We start from the raw sequence: 20,390 nt of genomic DNA, 5'->3' as shown, positions 1-20,390 counted from the left end.
TACTTGCAGAAGAACTACCAAATCAGAGATTTTAAGCAAAATATAGAATATTATTGTGAGTAATTTAAGAATATGGGACTTATTTGCTAAACGAAAAAACCCATCCACAATTAAAAAAAATCATTTGAAAGAGTAATTAATTACTAACACTTCTGTATTTTTTTCTTTATTTTTATTTTTTTTATGATAATTGGAATTACTATAATCTGAATTAATATCCAAAGCAGTAAACTCATTTGTTTCAATCCAATCAAGTAATAAATCATTTTGTTTCCCATCATGAATTGTCACATTAGACAATGCAAAATCAATTCCTCTTTTATCCAGCTTTGATAATAAGTTCAGTAGATTTTTTTCTTCTTTTATTGTCCAGTTTTTAAATCCTCTATTTCCATCATTATATGAACCTGTAGTTATCAAATAAGGAGGGTCACAATAAACAAAGCTATCTTCAGTTAAAATAGAATAATCTAACTGTGTAAAATCTTTATTTAAAAATATTATATCTTTTTCATGGATAATATTAATATACTGTATTAATCGTTCTTTCATATTCTTTGTAAATGAACTACGGTTAGTTCCATGAGGATTATTATATTCCCCACTATTGTTAAATCTAAATTGATAATTAAATGAAAAAGATATTAAAATATACAAATCTAATGGAAATTTTTCATCACTTTGATTATACTGATTTCTAAATTTCAAGAATCCTTCTTTTTCATGTTTTTTTAGATTATTCTCTTCAATTGTGGTCTCAATATAATTAATAATATCATTACAAGAATTATCTTGAAGATATTTAAATAAATCAACTAATGGAGTTAATTGATCATTATAAATGATTTTTGATGCGCTACTGTTAATACCAACATTAAATCCTCCCCCAAACATGTCTACAAAAATATTATTGTTCTTTGGGAAAGCCGTGAATAATTGAGGTAATATTTTATGCTTTCCACCAATATAATTAAATGGGCATTTTAAAAAGTCTTTTTGTTTATATTTTCCCCCTCCAATAGGAGTTAATTTATATTTTGGTTTTTTCAATGAATTGTTATTTAAATCAAATGATGATTGAACTGTTTTCATTAGAACCCCCCAAAGGTTGTTTGAATAGGTCTTTTATTTCTAAATAATTTTTTATCATTTATTCTAGGATTTTTTACCTTTTTTTCAACGAAAAATAGAAGTTCATGTAACTCTTTTTTTGATTGTTTTTTCTGACTTTTAAACTTACGATATTCAATAGGTTTAGCTAATTTATAAGTTTCAGAAATTCCATGCTTTTTAAATATCTCTTCAATTTCACATATAGTTAAAATTCCATCAGTACTGTAACTCATTATAATATACTGAAAATTGGCATTTTTAATTATGTCCTCTAAAGCACCATATACATTTCTTTTACGGCAAAACATGGAAATTTGATCTTTATAATCTCTCATTCCAGAAACTCCCTTAATTTCAGGATAATCATATTTAGCGATTGTTTCTAAAACATGATAATTCGGAGGATATTGTCTTGTATTATAAGGTGGATCAAGATATAAAATATCTCCTTTAATTTCTCTGATTAAATCATGCGCATTTAAATTATAAGACACATTTTCTTTTTTATTATCCAAAACATCTAAATCTCGTAATTTAAATGGATTATAAGTTCTTTTATCCCATTTTTTTAAATAAGCCCCATAAACTCCTGCAATATTAGAATAATATGGAACTGCTTCGATTAATAGTGCTAATAAATAAAAATATTCATTTTCAGAAATTATATTGTCATCTAACCACTTATTTAATAGTATTCTTATTAAATCAATCCTTTTTCCTGTTTCAGGTTTAAAATACATCCTATCACAATCATCTGAAGAGGGAGTATAATTGTTATATATAAACAATTCTTCATCTTTAATATTATACTTACTTTGAAGTGCATCTAAAGGACTATTTTCTAAATAATTAATTAAATCATGATAATTATTTAAGTTTAATTCTTTTCTAAGTTTATCAAAAGTAGGAAAAATATTATTATCAATAGTTGCTTTTTGTAGCACATATGAAAAATATAATAAATCATTGGAGATTATTTGATAATCTTTTTTGAAATATCTTGCTACAGATGAAGTTCCAGAAAAAATATCACAGAAAATCATGTCTTCATAATATGGAATAGTATCATTAATGAAGCTTTTAATATTATCTAAAAGTGCTGTTTTATTTCCTATAAATCTCATTATATCGACCTTATTGTAAGATATTAAGAACTGTTTTTCCAGTGTCGGTCAAAACATACATTCTACCTTTTGAATCTTCCTCATTAAGACATAAAACAAAATTATGTTCTTTTAAATCCTTTAATAATGCACTAATATGATTTAAACGAATATCTGTTTCACTAGCTATCTCTGATGGGATTTTCATTCCTTTATTTAATGATTTTAAAACTTTATACCTATTCTTTGAAGATTTAATGTATGCAACATGTTCAATTATTTCTTTTTCCATGTTACTATGTTTATAATACGAAATCATATAATTCATACTATATAATTAATATGTTTTTAATACAATATTAATATGTAAAGTTATTTATTGATATTATCATTAATATAAATTTCTAATCATCAAAAAGTAGATATAATATGGTGATATTTTTGAATAATATATAATAAAAACATCATTTGAAAAGATATTTAAAAAGTAATTACTAATTAATTATTGGTGATTAAATGGGAAAGGAACGTAATAACTCCAGAAGAACTTATTGAATTAATTGATAAACCTATCAAAATCAAAAGTAAAACATGAGGTAATTTAAATTTTAGGCACATCCTAATAATGATTTTTTTAATTTTAACCTATTTTCAATAAAAATTTTTTAATATAATTATTTTAAAAAAAATAAACAATAATCTATTAAAATTAGACAAGATAAATAAGTTTAATGAAAGTTTGATTTAAAATAAAAAAGAAAAAAATTGAGAGTTTTAAGACACCCCCATTTATTTCTTTTTATTTTGAGCTATTAAGGTTAAGTGATGTTCAAAGTTTTCATCATGCTGTTTTCTAACAACATGTAAAATAACTCCAGTGAAAAATATAATAGTTGCAACAATAGCTACTACTCCTACTGTAATAAGTGTAGGGACTTTTTCTACAAAACCTGTTTTGTAAAAATCAATTAAAATCTGGAAGAAATATGCGCCAGCAATTATTAAAAGGATTAAAGTTACTAAAGAAAAGAAAAATAATGGTTTTATATCTCTAAAAAGTCCGAAAAGCAAACTAATAACTTTATATCCATCACTGAAAGTATTTAATTTAGATTCACTACCTTCCATTCTATCTCTATAATCTATAGGTAATTCTTTAATTAGAAAATTATGATTTAAAGCAAAAATAGTCATTTCAGTTTCAATTTCAAATTCTTTAGATGAAACAGGGAATGATTTAACAAATTCATAGCTAAATCCCCTCATACCTGTCATAATATCAGAAATATTACTGTTAAAAATAGAATTAATAAGTTTTCTAACTAATTTATTTCCAGAATTATGGAATCTTCTTTTATTTTCTGTAAAATAAGTACTGGACAATCTGTCTCCAATTACCATGTCTGCCTTTTTAGATAAAATTAGTTCTTCAATTTCCAATGCAGATTCTGCAGGATAAGTATCATCACCATCAACTAAAATATAACAATCAGCATCAATATCCCTAAACATAGCCCTTACAACATTACCTTTACCTTGTCTATATTCTTTTTTTACAATAGCTCCTGTTTTTTTAGCTATTTCATATGAATTATCAGTAGAGTTATTATCATAAACGTAAATATCTGCATCAGGTAAAACTTTTTTAAAATCCAAGATAACTTTTTCAATTGTAAGTTCTTCATTATAACAAGGAATCAATACTACAGTTTTCATTATAAAGATGTTTGTAAATTATGTTATTAATTATTTATGGTTTATAATAATAAAGCTCTTTCAAAAAATTTTGTAGTTTTGAATTTTTTTATTTATTAATTTAAAACTGTAAGATCAATTATTAAATAAACTCCCAATATTGATAAAAATTAGACTTATTTATGAATTAATACTTATTTGAATTGAAATACAAAAAATAAAAACTTAAAAAAACAGGGAAATTTTATAATAACATAGTATAAATATGTTAGAACCTATATTATAGATTATGTTTAAAAACTGTTTAAAAAGTATTCATAAATTCAATAGCAAAATAAGTTTATCATTAATTTGTTTGTTTTCACTGTTGCGAATATACATTGGAGTCAATCTTCCAATTTGGTTTTTTTCAATCGGTGTTCATGACGATTTATTATTAATAAAATATGCAAACTTACCTTTTCATTTCCATAATTGGGATATAACAACATTAGTAAAAGGAATATCCTACCCTGTATTTTTATTTTTTGTAAATTTATCCGGATTTTCTTATAGGTTTTGGCTGTCATTATGTTGGATTATTGCCGCTTTGGTAATTTCATTAGGAGTTTATAAATTTATAACTAAAAATAAAGCAGTTATATTATTAATCTTTTTATTTATATCATTTTTACCAATAGGTTTTGATTCTGATTGTGCACTGAGAGTATATAGAAATGCAATTATTTCTCCATTTACAATAATGTTTTTAGGTTGTTTATTTATATTCATAGGAGAAGTAATTTCTAAAATACAAAATAACAAGAAAATTTTATTTTGGGGAATATTACTTGGTTTACTATTCACATTTACATTTTATATTAAAGAAGATGGAATAATGGATGTTCCAATGTTTTTAATCCCAATATTTATTGTGTTAATTTTTAAAGTATTTAATGAGTTTAAACATACAAAAATTAATAGAAATAATTTGAGTGGATTAACCAAAATTATTGTTTTATGTTTAATCCCTATTCTTATTTTTGGAATTGGAACAATGAGTTATAAAGAGATTAATAATCATTATTTTGGAATTGACGAAATAAATACTAGGACGGGTGGAGAATTAGGTGAATTTTATCATAATTTATTGAAAATCGATGATGCAAATAAAACAACTAATGTGTGGATACCTGTTTCAACACTTGAAAAAGCATGGAATGCTTCTCCAACATTACACGCCCATCCAGAATTGTTAAATGATTTAAAACATTCAACTTGGGCAAATGGTGATTTAAATAAAAATCCTATTGAGGGCGATCTTATTACTTGGGCATTGAGAGATTCATTATCCAATGTGAGTTTATTTAATAATGAAAGTCAAGCTAACGATTTTTTTTTAAAGTCAATGATGAATTAGATAAATCATTTGAAGATGGAAAATTAAATAAATCTGAAAAAATTTTTATAACAAGTTCTTTACCTGGTAAAAATATTGATGAAATTATAAGATTGACACCTTATGTAACCGCAGGTTTATGTAATTGCCTATTCTATAATTATACAATAATTGATCTATCTCCTAAACAAGGTTCTACAAATGTTATTGATGATTCTATTAGTGAAAATGCTGAATTGATTTTAAATGATAATTTAGTTATTGTTAATGAATCCAATGTCAATACAATGAACTTTAAAGAAAAAATTCCTAAGGCAATTGCTAATTTAGATATAATTACCTATCAAATTATATCCTATATCTTGGTCCCAATATCTGGATTAATATTTATTTGCACTACTATTTACCAATTTAAAGAAAAATTTAAAGATGCTACTCTTAATATGTTACTAGGATTTCAATTTTTAACTTTAGTTACATTTATAGGTCAAATATTTGCTATTTCATGGTTTAGTGAATGGATACCTTATGATGCATATAATATTATGAAATTTTATACTGTATCTTGTCAAGGATTCTTCGCATTTTTTGAAGTATTAGCTATTTCTACTTTAGTGTACCTTCTACAAAAACATGATTTTAAAGTAGTATGTAAATATTTTAAAAGAAAAAATAGTTAATAAATTTTGATTTAATTATTTTCTTTTAGAGAAAATAATTTAAATCATCTATCATTTATTTTTAAAAGGGAGCCCACCTATCTTTAAATATTAAAAAATCTGCTCAGGAGAGTGTAAAAAATTTAACTGATAGTATTTTTATTTATTGTATATAATTGTTATTATACTTATTTTGCTTATTTCATGATATTCGAACTATTTTTAAATAGAATGCTTTTAATAATTTTGATGGTGTTTACTTACTTTACATTGATTTTAAAAGAAGATTTTGAAATATATTATGATTTTAAAGAAAATGCTGTTAATTTAATAAAAGAAGCACAATAGATAGTCAAATTAGATTAACTTGATAATATCAAAAAATATTATTTTAATATGTTTGTAACTTTTTGATTTAAAAAATGAATGTTTAGATAGTCTTAAATAAGAATACAGGTTTATTATTATATATGCAACTAAAAAACAAACCCATAATTAATTTTATGGAGGGTACATGCGCTTAAGCCAAAAAACATTCAACAAAGAAATATACTCACTAAGAAACAACGTAGAAAGCATATTCAGCATTATAAAAAGAAAATTAAATGGAAACAACAAAAGTAAAAGCAAGACTACAAAACAAAGAAACAAGACTCAAAACAACAATCTACAATATTTTCCAATCAATCAAAATAGAAAAATAGGATTTCAACAGAGTCTATATTTAATTAATTTTATATACAATTAAATTACATATTATAAATTATATGAATACAAACCTTAAAAATTCAAAATATTTTGAGTTGTGCAGAATTAATAAAAAATATTTGGCTTTATATTTTATATTTACTCTAGTTTCATTTCTATCAATAATGACTATTGAGAATTATGCTTATCCATTTACAGAGTTACTTATTTTTATTTTAGTGTTTATTTAGGTGTTTTTTGTTTTTTATATTATTGCTTACATGATAATGAATTATATAAAGTAGTTTTTGTTATTATTTTATGTTTTGGCTTAATTTTTACATTTTTATCACCTATATGTATAATCCCTGATGAACAAGAGCATTTAATTAGATCAGATTTAACTTCTCAAGGAATATTAATACCTGTCCCCTTTTCATTAAATTATGAAGACTTTTCTTTTATTAATAAAAGCAATGGAGGTAACTTTAAAACAATTTCCAGTATTGTTAATCTTTCGGAGAATTATGGTCAAACAGTATTTTCTACTAATTTCTTAAACACATATATTAATTATACTGTTGTAGAATATCATTCTGCTTTTGCTCAAAACCCATTTTTTGGATATTTAGCTCAGGGAATTGGAGTATTTTTAGCTAAATGTTTGGATTTGAATGCAATCTGGATGTTATGGCTTGGAAGATTCTTTAATTTATTATTATACGCATCTATAGTTTCATATGCTGTTAAAAAAACACCCATGTTAAAAATACCTTTTATTTTCATGGCGTGCTTGCCCCTCGCAGTTATGCATGGAGCATCTATGAGTATAGATTCCATTATTAATTCTTTAGCTTTGTTAGTTATTGCATACTTCCTGTTTTTAATTAAATCTAAAGATAAAGAAATCGATAATAAAAAATTATTAATTTTCATGCTTTTAATTATAATTTTGGGACTTTGTAAATTATCATTTATTGGTTTTGCTTTTTTAGTGTTGTTTATACCAAAAAATAAATTTAAAGATAAATTTTATTACAAATATTTAGTATTTATGATTATTATTCTTATTGGGCTGTTATGGTCCAAATTTTATGCAACACCTGCTTTAACATATTCCTATAGATTATCATATTTCATAGAACATAATGTTTCATTATCTGGTCAGCTAAATTTTATATTTAATCATATCCCTGATTCCATGGTAATGTTATTTAGAATACCGAATTATTTGGAATATTGCTTGCCTCATTTTTCTTTTTATGGATTTCCCCATTTGAATATTCTTCAAAGTTTATATCAACTATCTATCCATTATTTTTAGGAGCTATTATCTTTTTATATCCCCATAATAATGAAATTTCTTTTAGATACAGATTTTCAGGATTCTTTGTAATGGCAGTTATCTTTTGTGGAACTTACATAATACAACTCCTAACTTGGACCGGTGTGGGAGGTTTGTATGAAATTCAAGGGACTCAAGCAAGATATTTTATTCCATTAATTGCTTTAGCACCATTTACATTTGGTATTAATAATCATGCTAATCAAGATGACAAAATAGATAAATTAATAATTGTTTTTGCTATCGGATTTTTAGCAGCCACTTTAATTTTAACTGCAGTTACCTTTTATTAATTTATTAAGTGTACGGTGAAATATAAAAAGTTTAAATAAAGATGAACAACCCTTTTTAAAAAAAACAGACCCCCCAGAAAATTCTTAACACATTTTTTGGAAAAACTAAAACTTATTAAATAATTAAAATTAAGATTATAATATGGATAAATTAATTAATAAGCTATTTAAAGAAACTACAGACAATATTTTCTTACAGATGTTTAGATATTTGTTTGTAGGAACTGCATCATTTTTAATAGATTTTATTATTTATTTATCATTAATTAACTTTTTAGGGCAAAATTACCTGGTTTCTGCAGCTATTGCTTTTTTTATATCAGTTTTAGGTAATTATTATATGTCAACCTCATGGGTATTTAATCAGGCAGATAGAGACAATAAAGTTCTAGATTTTAATTTATTTATATTGATCAGTTTTATTGGACTTATATTCACTGAAATATTATTATTTATCTTTGTAGACTATGGACATATAAGTTATATTTGGTCTAAAATTATAGCTTCTATTTTAGTGATGTTTTGGAACTTTTCTGCACGTAGAGTTATGTTTTATGGTAAAAAAATTTAAAGGATGATTATATGATTAATCTAAAAAATAATGAAAATAAAATAGGGACATTACTGTTTGCTATTAGTATAATTACTTTACTTTATGTATCATATATTGGATTTACAAAATTAGGAATGTGGAATGATGAAATCCACTCATTAGGCTTAATTAAACTTCCATTTAATGAATTTTCAAATATTGTTATTCTTGATGTTCACCCGCCATTATACTATTTAATTTATAAGGCATTTTATAAAATAGGGGTGTTATTCGGAATTAATCCTATAATTATAGGTAAATTCACTTCATTACTTCCATTTTATTTAATACTTGGATTAAGTGCTACAAAAATTAGGAAAAATTTCGGATATTTGACTGCAGGAATATTTGCATTTTGTATAGTCAGTATGCCTCAGTTAATGAATTTTGCAGTTGAATTAAGAATGTACAGTTGGGGATTATTCTTTATAACAGCCAGTTTCATCTATGTTTATGAAATTATGAACAATAATTCCAATTTAAAAAACTGGGCAATATTAACAATATTAACAATTGCTTCTGCTTACACCCATTACTTTAGTGCAGTAGCTTCTTTTGTTATATATGGACTTTTATTATTATATCTAATTAAAAATAACAGATCAGAATTGAAAAAATGGATTATTTCTGCAGCTATTGCTGTTTTAAGTTATCTGCCATGGTTATTTATTTTAAAACAACAGGTAAGTACTGTAAGTGGTAGTTATTGGATTGCACCAATTACAATTAATAGGATTATTGGATATATTTCATTTATATTTTCACCAGCTAATCAAGTTATTAATGGTAATGAAATAGCATCATTTTCAATTTTAGGAGCAATACTATTAATTGGATGTGCTTTACTAATAATTAAAAATAAAAAAGAGTTTGAAGACAAGTATGGAATTTACGGCATTTTAATAATTATTTGTGTACCACTTATCGGAATAATTTTATCTCTACTTATCAGACCGATTTTCCATCCAAGGTATATGATTCCTTCATTAGGTTGCTTATGGTTAGGAATAAGTATTCTACTTAGTAAAAATTTCGATAATAAAAAGCTATTTATCCCAATTCTTGTAGTTATTCTAATTGTAGGTGCTATAAGTTGTGTTGATTTTACTCAAAATCAAATTAACGACCAGAATAATGATACAAACAATATGAACATGTTGCATAATACTTTTGGTGAAGGAAACATTATTATTTATGATGGTTTTGTACCTTATTTCCAGATGAATTCTTACTATTTACCTAACGATCATAATTTCTTATTAACAATTACTCAAGATAAAGAGTTTAATAATACAGCAGCACAGATTAGTGATGTTTTAGCAGATCCTGGAATACAAAGTGAACTATCACAAGGCAGTAAAGTATACTTTATGAGTTACAAGAATTATGATGGAGAAATAACTTTAAATCATGATACATTTAATCTTAAAAAGCTCCCGATAGAATTTGATAAATTTAAAGCTTATGAAGTTGAAATTAAATAACTTTTAATATATAATGAAACAGATATTTATTATTAATGATTTTTTAGAAGGTATTTTAAAATGACACCAAAAGTAATGATAATTCTTGGAAGTGGATCGGATATAGCTATCGCTGAAAAAAGTATGAACATTTTGGAAAAACTTGAAATACCATACAGTTTGAAAATAGCTTCAGCACATAGAACACCTGATCTTGTAAGAGAACTTGTTGTACAAGGAACAAACGCAGGTATAAAAGTATTTATCGGAATTGCAGGATTAGCTGCTCACCTTCCAGGAGCAATAGCTGCTTATACACATAAACCAGTTATTGGAGTTCCAGTAGATGTTAAAGTTAGTGGTTTAGATGCACTATATTCTTCTGTGCAAATGCCTTATCCTTCTCCAGTAGCAACTGTTGGAATTGACAGAGGAGATAATGGAGCTATTTTAGCTGCACAAATATTAGGGCTTTACGATGAAGAGATACGCGAAAAAGTATTAAAATTAAAAGAAGAATACAAACAAAAAGTTATTAGAAGTAATGAAGAAATTGTTCAGAAAATAGACACCCCACATATTACCAATGACTTTTTAAGGATTAAAAACCTTGAATTAAATGAAACTACAGAAGAATTTAAAGGAAACTGTATTAATAGAGATGCTGAAGTAGTTATTATTGTTGGAAGACATACTGATTTAATTACTGGTAAAAAAGTAAGTGTAACATTAGACAGACTTAAAATATCTCATGATATGCAGGTTATTTGTCCAATTCGATCTGGTAAGAAATTTAGAGCATATGTAAACACGATGAAAAATGCTAAAATATTTATTGGAATTAATTCCAACTCTTCCCAGGTAAGTGGAGGACTTGTAGGACTTACTGAAAAACCTGTTATTGGAGTTCCATGTGAAAATGAACTTGGAAACAACTATTTACTTTCAACTGTAAATATGCCTCCAGGAGTACCAGTAGCAACTGTTGGAGTTAATAATGGTCGTAATGCTGCAGTTTTAAGTGGAGAAATACTTTCTATTAACAACCCTCATCTTTTAGAACTTTTAGAAAAATTAAAAAATAAAAAAATTAACATATAGGGATTAATATGGATATTAAAAATGATAACATTATCGAAATAACAGCTGAACTTTCCAGTGAATTTGAAGTAGCTAAAGAGCTAAGAAAATACCCTAAAGATACAGTTATTATTAAAAATGTGAAAGGATATGATTTACCTATTATCTCAGGAATCTGCAATACAAGAGAAAAAATAGCTAAATCAATTAACTGTGAAGTAAGTGAAATTACTCAAAAAATCATAGAAGCTAGTGATAATCCTATTAAAGTGGATAAATTCACAGACTTTTCCGATTATAATACTAGTGAAGCTAATTTAGATAAAATACCTATTTTAACTCATTACAAACGTGACGGAGGCAAATATATTACTGCAGGTGTTGTATTTGCCCGTGACCCAGAAACAGGTATTCAAAATGCATCAATTCACAGAATGATGGTTTTAGATGATAAAAGACTAGCTGTCAGAATAGTTCCAAGAAATCTTTATACATACTTCCAAAAAGCTCAAAAACTAGGAAAAGATTTGGAAATTGCAATAGCTATTGGAATGGACCCTGCAATTTTACTTGCAAGTACAACTTCAATCCCAATTGATTATAATGAAATGGATGTAGCTAATGCATTTAAAAATGGGGAATTAACTCTTATTAAATGTGGTGATTTAGAAGTTCCTCAGGCAGATATTATTTTAGAAGGTAAAATATCAGTAAGTGAAACTACAGCCGAAGGCCCATTTGTAGATTTAACTGACACTTATGATATTATCCGTGACCAGCCAATAATTAATTTAAGTAAAATGCATATTAAAAAGGATAATCCATATTATCATGGAATTTTACCTGCAGGATTTGAACATAAATTATTACAAGGTCTTCCTCAAGAACCTAGAATTTTCAAATCTGTTAAAAATGCAGTTCCAACTGTTGAAAATGTTGTTTTAACAGAAGGAGGTTGTTGCTGGTTACATGCAGCTATTTCCATTAACAAACAAACTGAAGGAGATGGAAAAAATGCAATTATGGCAGCATTATCTGCACATCCATCACTTAAACATGCAGTGGTTGTAGATACTGATGTTGATGTTTTTGACCCGCAAGATATTGAATATGCAATAGCTACACGTGTAAAAGGAGATAGAGATTTAATGATTATCCCTAATGTACGTGGTTCATCTCTTGATCCAGTAGCTCAAAGTGATGGTACAACAACAAAAATAGGTTTAGATGCTACTAAATCTTTAAAAACACTTGAAAAATTCGAAAGAGTAAGTTTTGGTGAATAAAATACATGAAACCAACACTTAAAATTTAATATTTAATTCTTTCCCACATTTTTCACATTTATTATTTTTATTTAAAAGTTCCACAGAATAATTGTTTCTTTTTAAAATTACTTCACCACACTGTGGACAGTATGTATTTTTATCACAATCCATATTTCCAATATAAACATGTTCTAAACCATTTTCATGAGCTATTTTTTTAGCTTCAAATAATCTGTTTTCCATAGTTGGGGAAATATTATTTAATTTATAATATGGAAATGCTCTTGAAAAATGTAAAGGTACTTCACAACCTAAATTATCAACTATATAATTAGTTAATTTATTAATTTCATCTAATGAATCATTGTAATCGTTTATAAGCAGGTTTGTAATTTCCAAATGTTTTCCAGAATCATATATTCTTTTTAAATTCTCTAAAACAACATTTAAATCTGCTTTACATATTTTTTTATAGAATTTTTGAGACATGGATTTCAAGTCTATATTGAACGCATCAACAAAATTTAAAATTTCAGTTAATGATTGATTAGACATATATCCATTACTTACATAGATAATTTTAAGATTTTTTCTTTTAGCCAATAAAGAAGTTTTCCTGTTAAAAGGTAAATGTATAGTAGGTTCATTATAGGTCCATGAAAGTGACTTACATCCTTGATCAATAGCCTTTTCCACAATCACTTCTGGAGATATATTAATTCTATTAGAAATTTTATCAAATTCTTGTGAAATCATGTAGTTTTGACAATGTAAACAGACCATATTACATCCAAAACCACCTACAGAATATGTTAATGTACCAGGTAAAAAATGATACAACGGCTTTTTTTCAATAGGATCAGCACTTAAAGAAGAAACAACACCAAAACTCTCATCAAACAACTCCCCATTTACATTCTTATGCTGTTTACAAATACCATAACCACCATCAGCTATCTTACAATAATTAGAACAAATCTCACACCTTACTTTCCTTGACTTGGAACTTTTCTTAAAAAGATTATTGCTAACTAACATAATGATCATATCCTCTAGAACTAACTTCAACAACAGATGAATCACTTAAAGTAATTTCAACCTTTTTAGAATCTGTAACCTCACCAATAACCTTATAATCAAAATCCAACTTACTTAAATTTTCCCCAGCTATTGTAAAAACTAATTCAAAATCCTCCCCAACATGCAAAAGTAAATCCAGATAATTAAGATTTAATTTATCAGCTAATGACTTATACTCTTCAGAAACATTAAACTTATCTTCATAAATCATAAAACCAATATCTTTTCTTTTCATCTCATAAAGTTCACTAGCTAATCCATCAGTAATATCTGTAGCAGAAGTTCCACCAGCACATTTAATATTAAGCCCCTCATTAATCTTAGCTAATGGTTCTAAAGCTTTTTTAGTGTAAATATTATCATCATTTCCTAAATTAAAACCTAAAGCAGCTAATCCAACATCACCTGTTAAAACAATTAAATCCCCTTTTCTAGAAGTATTCTTCATCAAAGGATTACTACAAAGACCTAATGCAGTTCCAGAAATTATAATTTCACCAGCTTCATTAGTATCCCCACCAATTAAATGAATATTATAATATTCACAGGCTTCCAAAACACCATCAAAAATTTGTTTAAAATTTTCAACTTCAAAATCCTTTGGAAGAGCTATTGACAGCAAAAAACCCAAAGGACTAGCACCCATAGCAGCAAGATCACTAACATTGACAGTGACAGCCTTAAAACCCATTTGAAAATAAGACATGTTTTCAGGAAAATGTTTTGACTCAATAAGCATGTCACAAGTAGAAATTAAATTAGTATCAGCCACTGAAGTAATAGCTGTGTCATCAGGAGTTATAGTTTCACAATTAGATAAAATATAATTAATTAACTCCTTTTCCCCAATATCTGAGACCTTTAAAGTCATGATAATAATATAAGTTTTATAGGTTAAATAAGTTTTTTAAAAAAAGAGTCTGTAAAATTTTACAGACTCAAAAAATTAAAAAATATGCTTTAAGAAACAATTACTCCATATTGTTTATTTGAATAGGTTGCACCATGTTGCCAATCCCCAAATGAAAGAGTATTAGTTACTTCTGAAACAACCCACGTATTATCAAAACAAACCTGCGCCCATGCATGACCAACAGTAGATGAAGGATAATTATCACCTAAAACATAACGAACCGGAATGTTAACAGCCCTTAATAATGTTACAAAAGCAGAAGTTTTATCAAGACAATTTCCAGCATATCTAAGTAAACTTTCCTTTCCACCATATTTATGATTACCATAATTTTCATAATTTATCACATACACATAATGATGGATTGCAATTGTTTTTTCTAAATCATCACTACATGATGCAGTTAATGTACTAGCTAATTTTTGAATATATGAACTAGTATAATTATCATATGTATTATAACTTGTTTTGTAATAAGATAATGGGATATTTGATCCACCATTTGAATCTGAAGAAGAATATTTATTAGATGTAGTTTTTTCAATACATACATATGTATTAACAACTCCTGTAGATCTATAAACAGAATCCCCTTCAAAAACAAAAGTAAATGTAGCATCACCAAAATTAGTACTAAACATGTCAAAATAAGCTATACCTTTACTATTTGTAGTGCTAGATATTATCTTATTAATACCTAACCATATGTTTATATTTTTATTTGAAATCGGATTTCCATTTGCATCAGATAATTTAACTGCAATTTTACTAGATTCTTGAAGTGTATAATTTAAACGTGAAATTGTTGTTTTAATTAAACTATTACCATCACTTTTTACAGTTAAACTCACTGTTTGCTTAGCTAAAGAACTATACCCTTTTTCTTCGTTATCATACCAATAATCAACACTGTATGTTCCAGGATTAAGATTAATATTTAAATTTGCAATACCATAATTATTAGAATCTCTTGAATAAGTAACACCATTTATTTTAATCTTAACTGCTTTATTCATAACTGGAACATTAAATTGATCAATTAACTTTGCTCTAAATCCTTCACCACTAACTCCTTTATTTACCACATTTGTTAAGTAATATAAATTAACACTTTTCTGTATAACCTTCATATTAAATGATGATGAAGATGATAAAAAGTTACCATAACCTGAAAAATAACAGTTAACTGAATAAGGTGTTGAACGTGCTACCAAATTTATATTTATAGAAGCAATCCCATTTTCATCAAAATATCTGGTGTATGAAACACCGTTTAAAGTGATAGTTATTGGTTGATTATTTAATATAACTCTTCCACCATTAGAAGTTAAAAGGTACAAGTTAAGTTGTTGTGTTTGATAAACAGTTGTAGTGTGTGTTTTAATAGTAATTGGAAGATTTGAATTTGTTATAGATATGTCATCTCCCTTAATTACTGTTTTAAAAATATTTGTATCATTAGTTTCATTACCAATAGTAATATTTTTAATGTGGATATTATACTCTTCTTTTTCAGGAGGATTACTTGTATCTTCTATAAAACTAGAATCAACATTTTTTAAATCAGCACTAGTTTCTATTTCATTAGTGTTTGATACTTCCAAATTTTCATATAAATTCTGATTACTTTCAAAATTAATATTATCTATTTCAGAAATTGATGAATCTGTAGCTGATACAAAAGATACAGAACTAACTAAAACTAAAATAAATAATATAAAGGTATACTTAAAATTCATGTAAATCAATTCAACATTTTTTTAATTAAATACATGATAAAATATATAATCTATCAAAAAATTATAATATGTTTATCACATGATAATAGATTATATAAAAATTAGAATATATTTTTTTCTATTTGATTTTATAAAAATTAAATATGCATTTAATTATATAATGAAAAATAAATTTAATGAAATTAAGAAAAAATATATTATCCAATCCTTATTTAAGTATAATAAAAAACAATGCATTAAATTCTAAAACTAGTTAAAAAAAGAAAAATATGGAAAAAATTTCCACTTAAGCAGTAACATTAACAATATTCCAAACTGAAAGGGTAGTATACCATGGATCTTGTTGAATACCAGTTACTAATCTGTATGTTCCAACAGGTAACCCTATTTTAATTTTAGCTACACCATCAGCATCAGAGAATGCACCATATGCAGTTCCATTGTAAACAAATATAATTAAATGATTTACAATAGGGTTTCCGGATTTTTTCTCTGTGACTTTAACTTTATAATAATCTCCTTTTTTAACAGTAGGAGTTAAAACATTAATAGATGGAGTTAATTTATTTACTGTAACTTGACTTGAAGTAACTGAATCTCCATAATAAGCAGTACAGGTATATACACCCGGAATTAAATTAATATTTAAGTAAGCAGTACCATTTTCATTAGTAACACGTTCGTAGAAAACACCATGAATATTTAATTTAACTGTTTTATTAGCTAATGTATTACCTTGATCATCTAAAACAGTTACAGAGTATTTTCCACCAGATTGGTAGTCCATTTTAACATCCTTTGCAACAAGTTTAGATAAAACAAGAACATTATTAGAGTTTTCTTCACCATTTGTTGGGTTGTAAACTGTAATAGTGTAATTACCTGGCATTAAATTAATATTTAATGTAACAGTACCATTTTCATTAGTAGTACGGTTGTAGAAAACACCATTAATATTTAATCTAACAGTTTTATTAGCTAAAATATTTCCATTACTATCTACAAGGGTAGCAGTATATTGAGTACCATTTCTATAATATTTTTTAATATCTGATCCATTAATAGTAGATATTACAGTGATATTACTAGCTATTGCTTCATTGTTAATTGGATTGTAAGCAGTTAAAATATATTCACCAGGATATAAATTAATATTTAATCTAGCAGTACCATTTTCGTCAGTGTCACGTTGGTAGAAAACACCATTAATATTAAATTTAACAGTTTTATTAACTAAAACATTACCTTGACCATCTACAAAAGTAGCATAGTACTGAGTACCGTTTTTGTATAATTTAATTATATTACCCGCACTAATAGTTGAAATAACAGTTAAATTGTTTATAACAGATTCATTGGTAGCTGGGTTTATAGATTTTACAGAATATTCTCCAGCAGCAAGATTAATTGCTATGGAAGCAACACCTTTAGCATCAGTAGCCCTAGTATAATTTACTCCATTAATAATAAATGTAATATTTGTATTAGCTAATGGATTTCCATCTTCATCTAAGAAAATAGCACTGAATTTAGTACCATTTCTAAAAAATAAAGAAAGATCTTCAGAGATTATACTGGAATTAGTATCATTTGATGTTGAATTATTCTCAGTAGAACCATTAGTATCAGGAGTAGTTCCGTTATCTCCAGTATTTTCATTTTCATTAACATCAGAAACAGAAGGTTCAGATGCACCTATTACATCTGCAGTATTATCTGCAGATATTTGTTCAGATACAATAACATTATTAACATCATTTACTGTAACAGTATTATTACCGTCAAATGATTCAGCACTTACTGCTGAAACAGATAATGCTGCTAATAATATTAAAGTAAATAAAAATATTTTATTAAACTTCATAATATCACGAAACATATCATTATTTTTTCAATAATGTAATATAAATTATACATTTTATGATATATAAATGTTTAATATGAAAAAAAGAGTTCATCACCAAAAAAATGGTGATGATTTAATAAATTATAAGTTTTGAGATACTCTTTCTTTTATAATTTCATATAAACGAGTATCAATACCTAACGGGTCAGCTAAGATTATTTCACCATCAAAATCAAATGTTTCTTCATCATGATCATGGTGGTGATGGTGATGATGATGTCCGTGGTCATGGTCATGACTATGACCTCCAGATACTTTTGATTCATCAAAATCACTTTCAATTCCTAACAATTTAGGAATATCCCTTTTTGTATGAAGTCCATGAGCAACAAATACAGGAACAACAATAATCTTTTCTAAATCATTACCTTCAGTTAATTTATTAATAGTTTGAGGAATATTAGGTTCTCTCATTTCCATGAAACCATATTCAACAATAGCTTCAGGGAATTCTTCCTTATACATATCAGTATATGCTTTAATTACTTTTTCACCTTGGTCTAATCTACTACCATGACTTAAAAGTAAAATTCCAGTTTTAGATAAATCACTAGTCATTATAATCACTTAAAAAATTAAATTAAGAAAAATATGGAATTCATAAAACCTTTTCCATATTTTTTATTAATATATTTATTAAAATATCATCAGAACCAATAGGTTCAGGATATAAAATTTCACCTTCAAAATCAACTACTTCCAAATCATGGTGATGATGATGTTCATGACCATGTTCATGAGTATGTGAATGAGAATGAGAATCTGGGTCTTTTAAACCCAAAATAGTTGGAATATCAGAAGTTGTATGAACTCCAGGAGCTATAAATACTGGTACAACAACTAATCTGTCAATTTCATTTTCATTAACAAGCTTATTAATAGAAGTTGGGATATTAGGTTCTACAAGCTCCATAAACCCGAAATTAGATGGATACAAAGTAGTTTCATCAAATTTCCTATAAACTTCACTTATAAACTCTTTATTATATTTCAACCTACTTCCATGAGAAACTAATAAAATCCCTGTTTTAGCATCATCATTTAATTCAGATTCAGCTAAAGCTTCATCAATTCTTTTATTAATAACTTTTAAAAGATCATCATCAGCTCCAATTGCAGGTAATAATTCAATTTCACCATCAAAATCAACATCATCAGCAATAGACAAATAATGATCCTCTGGATAATTTCCATCAGGACATCTAGGGTCAATTTCCAATGGATTTAATCCTAAAAGAGTTGGAATATCAATGTTAGTATGAATTCCAGGTGCCAAAAATACAGGAATAGCTATTATTTTTTCAAGTTCTGGAACTTCTCTTTTTAAATTTTCAACAGCTCCAGCAATAGAAGGTTCAGCTACTTTCATATAACCTACTTCTGTAGCAAATCCAGTGGCCTTATTAAATTTATTTTTAATCTCTGTGAAAGTAGCTTCTGCAAAAGGCAAGCTACTTCCATGGCTCACTAATAGAATTGCAATTTTATTTTGTAACTCTAAATTTGAAACCATAAGAGATTACTCCATCATCACCATCTTCTCTAATTTTCCTGAAGACCATTTCAACAGGATCTCCAATTTCAAGATCGTCAACATCACAGTCAACAAGTTGTGCAGTTAATTTTGCTCCTTCTTCTAATTCAATTACAGCAACAGCATAAGGTGCTACTTTTTTAAAGTCATCTGGAGCAGATCTAATTACAGAGTAAGTGAATATTTTTCCTTTACCACTGAATTGGAAAGGTTCAAGATCTCCTTTCCTCCTACAATTAGGACAAACTACACGAGATGGGAAGAATAATTCTCCACAAGTGTTACATTTGGAACCTATAAGATTATATCTTTGTTGTATATGACGCCATGTTCTAACAGTATCTGACATACAAATCCTCCATAAATTTTAAAAAATTTTTTTATTACAGTATAGTATCTCTACAATAATATAAAAAAGTATTTTTTTTAAACTTGTTAAAAACCTATTTTGATTAGAATGAAAAATTACGGTTTCCAGGGTTTGATGAACATTGGAAAAGTAAACAATTATGTGATATTTGTGAGATTAAAGATGGGACACA

The 20,390-nt window shown here is 26.5% G+C and carries 20 protein-coding genes; 9 read left to right on the top strand and 11 right to left on the bottom strand.

Going from position 1 to position 20,390, the window contains the following annotated elements; all coding sequences use genetic code 11:
- Positions 1 to 120: 120 nt before the first annotated feature.
- The 4 genes from Q0984_RS04940 to Q0984_RS04925 form a co-directional block, all read right to left on the bottom strand.
- Complete coding sequence (locus Q0984_RS04940) at positions 121 to 1,092, bottom strand: Dam family site-specific DNA-(adenine-N6)-methyltransferase (protein ID WP_299524464.1); 972 nt, start codon at positions 1,090 to 1,092, stop codon at positions 121 to 123.
- The gene (locus Q0984_RS04935) at positions 1,092 to 2,237 is read right to left on the bottom strand and encodes a DNA adenine methylase (protein ID WP_299524461.1); all 1,146 of its coding nucleotides are present in this window, start codon (positions 2,235 to 2,237) and stop codon (positions 1,092 to 1,094) included. Before Q0984_RS04935 ends, Q0984_RS04940 begins: the two co-directional genes overlap by 1 nt.
- Positions 2,238 to 2,247: 10 nt before the next feature.
- A complete protein-coding gene (locus tag Q0984_RS04930; protein WP_299524458.1) occupies positions 2,248 to 2,508 on the bottom strand; it encodes a MarR family transcriptional regulator in 261 nt (86 codons plus the stop codon).
- Positions 2,509 to 3,005: 497 nt separating this feature from the next.
- Positions 3,006 to 3,932: a glycosyltransferase family 2 protein gene (locus Q0984_RS04925; protein WP_299524455.1), complete on the bottom strand. Its 927-nt coding sequence runs from the start codon at positions 3,930 to 3,932 to the stop codon at positions 3,006 to 3,008.
- 268 nt (positions 3,933 to 4,200) lie between these two features.
- Here Q0984_RS04925 and Q0984_RS04920 point away from each other — a divergent pair, with 268 nt between their 5' ends.
- The 9 genes from Q0984_RS04920 (at position 4,201) to Q0984_RS04880 (ending at position 12,694) form a co-directional block, all read left to right on the top strand.
- Positions 4,201 to 5,310, top strand: a complete 1,110-nt coding sequence (locus tag Q0984_RS04920) for a hypothetical protein (protein ID WP_299524452.1) — start codon at positions 4,201 to 4,203, stop codon at positions 5,308 to 5,310.
- 92 nt (positions 5,311 to 5,402) lie between these two features.
- On the top strand, positions 5,403 to 5,969 hold the full coding sequence (locus Q0984_RS04915; protein ID WP_299524449.1) for a hypothetical protein: 567 nt from the start codon (positions 5,403 to 5,405) through the stop codon (positions 5,967 to 5,969).
- A 183-nt stretch (positions 5,970 to 6,152) separates the two neighbouring features.
- The gene (locus Q0984_RS04910; RefSeq protein WP_299524446.1) at positions 6,153 to 6,296 is read left to right on the top strand and encodes a hypothetical protein; all 144 of its coding nucleotides are present in this window, start codon (positions 6,153 to 6,155) and stop codon (positions 6,294 to 6,296) included.
- Positions 6,297 to 6,846: 550 nt separating this feature from the next.
- Complete coding sequence (locus Q0984_RS08875) at positions 6,847 to 7,959, top strand: DUF2142 domain-containing protein (protein WP_365907111.1); 1,113 nt, start codon at positions 6,847 to 6,849, stop codon at positions 7,957 to 7,959.
- A complete protein-coding gene (locus Q0984_RS04900; RefSeq protein ID WP_299524439.1) occupies positions 7,875 to 8,273 on the top strand; it encodes a hypothetical protein in 399 nt (132 codons plus the stop codon). The genes Q0984_RS08875 and Q0984_RS04900 overlap by 85 nt, the downstream gene beginning before the upstream one ends.
- Positions 8,274 to 8,415: 142 nt before the next feature.
- Positions 8,416 to 8,844, top strand: coding sequence for a GtrA family protein (locus tag Q0984_RS04895; protein ID WP_299524436.1), 429 nt, complete (start codon positions 8,416 to 8,418; stop codon positions 8,842 to 8,844).
- A gap of 11 nt (positions 8,845 to 8,855) precedes the next feature.
- Positions 8,856 to 10,349 (top strand): hypothetical protein, encoded by a 1,494-nt coding sequence (locus Q0984_RS04890; protein ID WP_299524433.1) that lies wholly within the window; start codon positions 8,856 to 8,858, stop codon positions 10,347 to 10,349.
- A 60-nt stretch (positions 10,350 to 10,409) separates the two neighbouring features.
- Positions 10,410 to 11,429 carry a 5-(carboxyamino)imidazole ribonucleotide mutase gene (gene purE, locus Q0984_RS04885; protein WP_299524430.1) on the top strand — a complete coding sequence of 340 codons (1,020 nt, stop codon included), beginning with the start codon at positions 10,410 to 10,412 and terminating at the stop codon, positions 11,427 to 11,429.
- A gap of 8 nt (positions 11,430 to 11,437) precedes the next feature.
- Positions 11,438 to 12,694 (top strand): UbiD family decarboxylase, encoded by a 1,257-nt coding sequence (locus Q0984_RS04880; RefSeq protein WP_299524427.1) that lies wholly within the window; start codon positions 11,438 to 11,440, stop codon positions 12,692 to 12,694.
- An 18-nt stretch (positions 12,695 to 12,712) separates the two neighbouring features.
- Here Q0984_RS04880 and amrS read toward each other — a convergent pair whose 3' ends face one another.
- The 7 genes from amrS to Q0984_RS04845 form a co-directional block, all read right to left on the bottom strand.
- The gene (gene amrS, locus Q0984_RS04875; protein WP_299524424.1) at positions 12,713 to 13,714 is read right to left on the bottom strand and encodes an AmmeMemoRadiSam system radical SAM enzyme; all 1,002 of its coding nucleotides are present in this window, start codon (positions 13,712 to 13,714) and stop codon (positions 12,713 to 12,715) included.
- Positions 13,704 to 14,627 carry a thiamine-phosphate kinase gene (gene thiL, locus Q0984_RS04870; protein WP_299524421.1) on the bottom strand — a complete coding sequence of 308 codons (924 nt, stop codon included), beginning with the start codon at positions 14,625 to 14,627 and terminating at the stop codon, positions 13,704 to 13,706. The genes amrS and thiL overlap by 11 nt, the downstream gene beginning before the upstream one ends.
- Positions 14,628 to 14,716: 89 nt before the next feature.
- Positions 14,717 to 16,408 carry a transglutaminase-like domain-containing protein gene (locus Q0984_RS04865; RefSeq protein WP_299524418.1) on the bottom strand — a complete coding sequence of 564 codons (1,692 nt, stop codon included), beginning with the start codon at positions 16,406 to 16,408 and terminating at the stop codon, positions 14,717 to 14,719.
- Positions 16,409 to 16,694: 286 nt separating this feature from the next.
- A complete protein-coding gene (locus Q0984_RS04860; RefSeq protein ID WP_365907109.1) occupies positions 16,695 to 18,272 on the bottom strand; it encodes an adhesin in 1,578 nt (525 codons plus the stop codon).
- Positions 18,273 to 18,395: 123 nt separating this feature from the next.
- Entirely contained in the window at positions 18,396 to 18,872 is a 477-nt protein-coding gene (gene cfbA / locus Q0984_RS04855) for a sirohydrochlorin nickelochelatase (RefSeq protein WP_299524413.1), read from the bottom strand.
- 40 nt (positions 18,873 to 18,912) lie between these two features.
- Entirely contained in the window at positions 18,913 to 19,827 is a 915-nt protein-coding gene (gene cfbA / locus Q0984_RS04850) for a sirohydrochlorin nickelochelatase (RefSeq protein WP_299524410.1), read from the bottom strand.
- Entirely contained in the window at positions 19,799 to 20,197 is a 399-nt protein-coding gene (locus Q0984_RS04845) for a Zn-ribbon domain-containing OB-fold protein (protein WP_299524407.1), read from the bottom strand. The genes cfbA (Q0984_RS04850) and Q0984_RS04845 overlap by 29 nt, the downstream gene beginning before the upstream one ends.
- Positions 20,198 to 20,390 lie beyond the last annotated feature (193 nt).

The organism is uncultured Methanobrevibacter sp. (assembly GCF_934746965.1).
Taxonomy (GTDB): Archaea; Methanobacteriota; Methanobacteria; order Methanobacteriales; family Methanobacteriaceae; genus Methanocatella.
The sequence above is the reverse complement of the archived record's forward strand: the minus strand, read 5'-3'. Positions and strand labels throughout refer to the sequence as shown.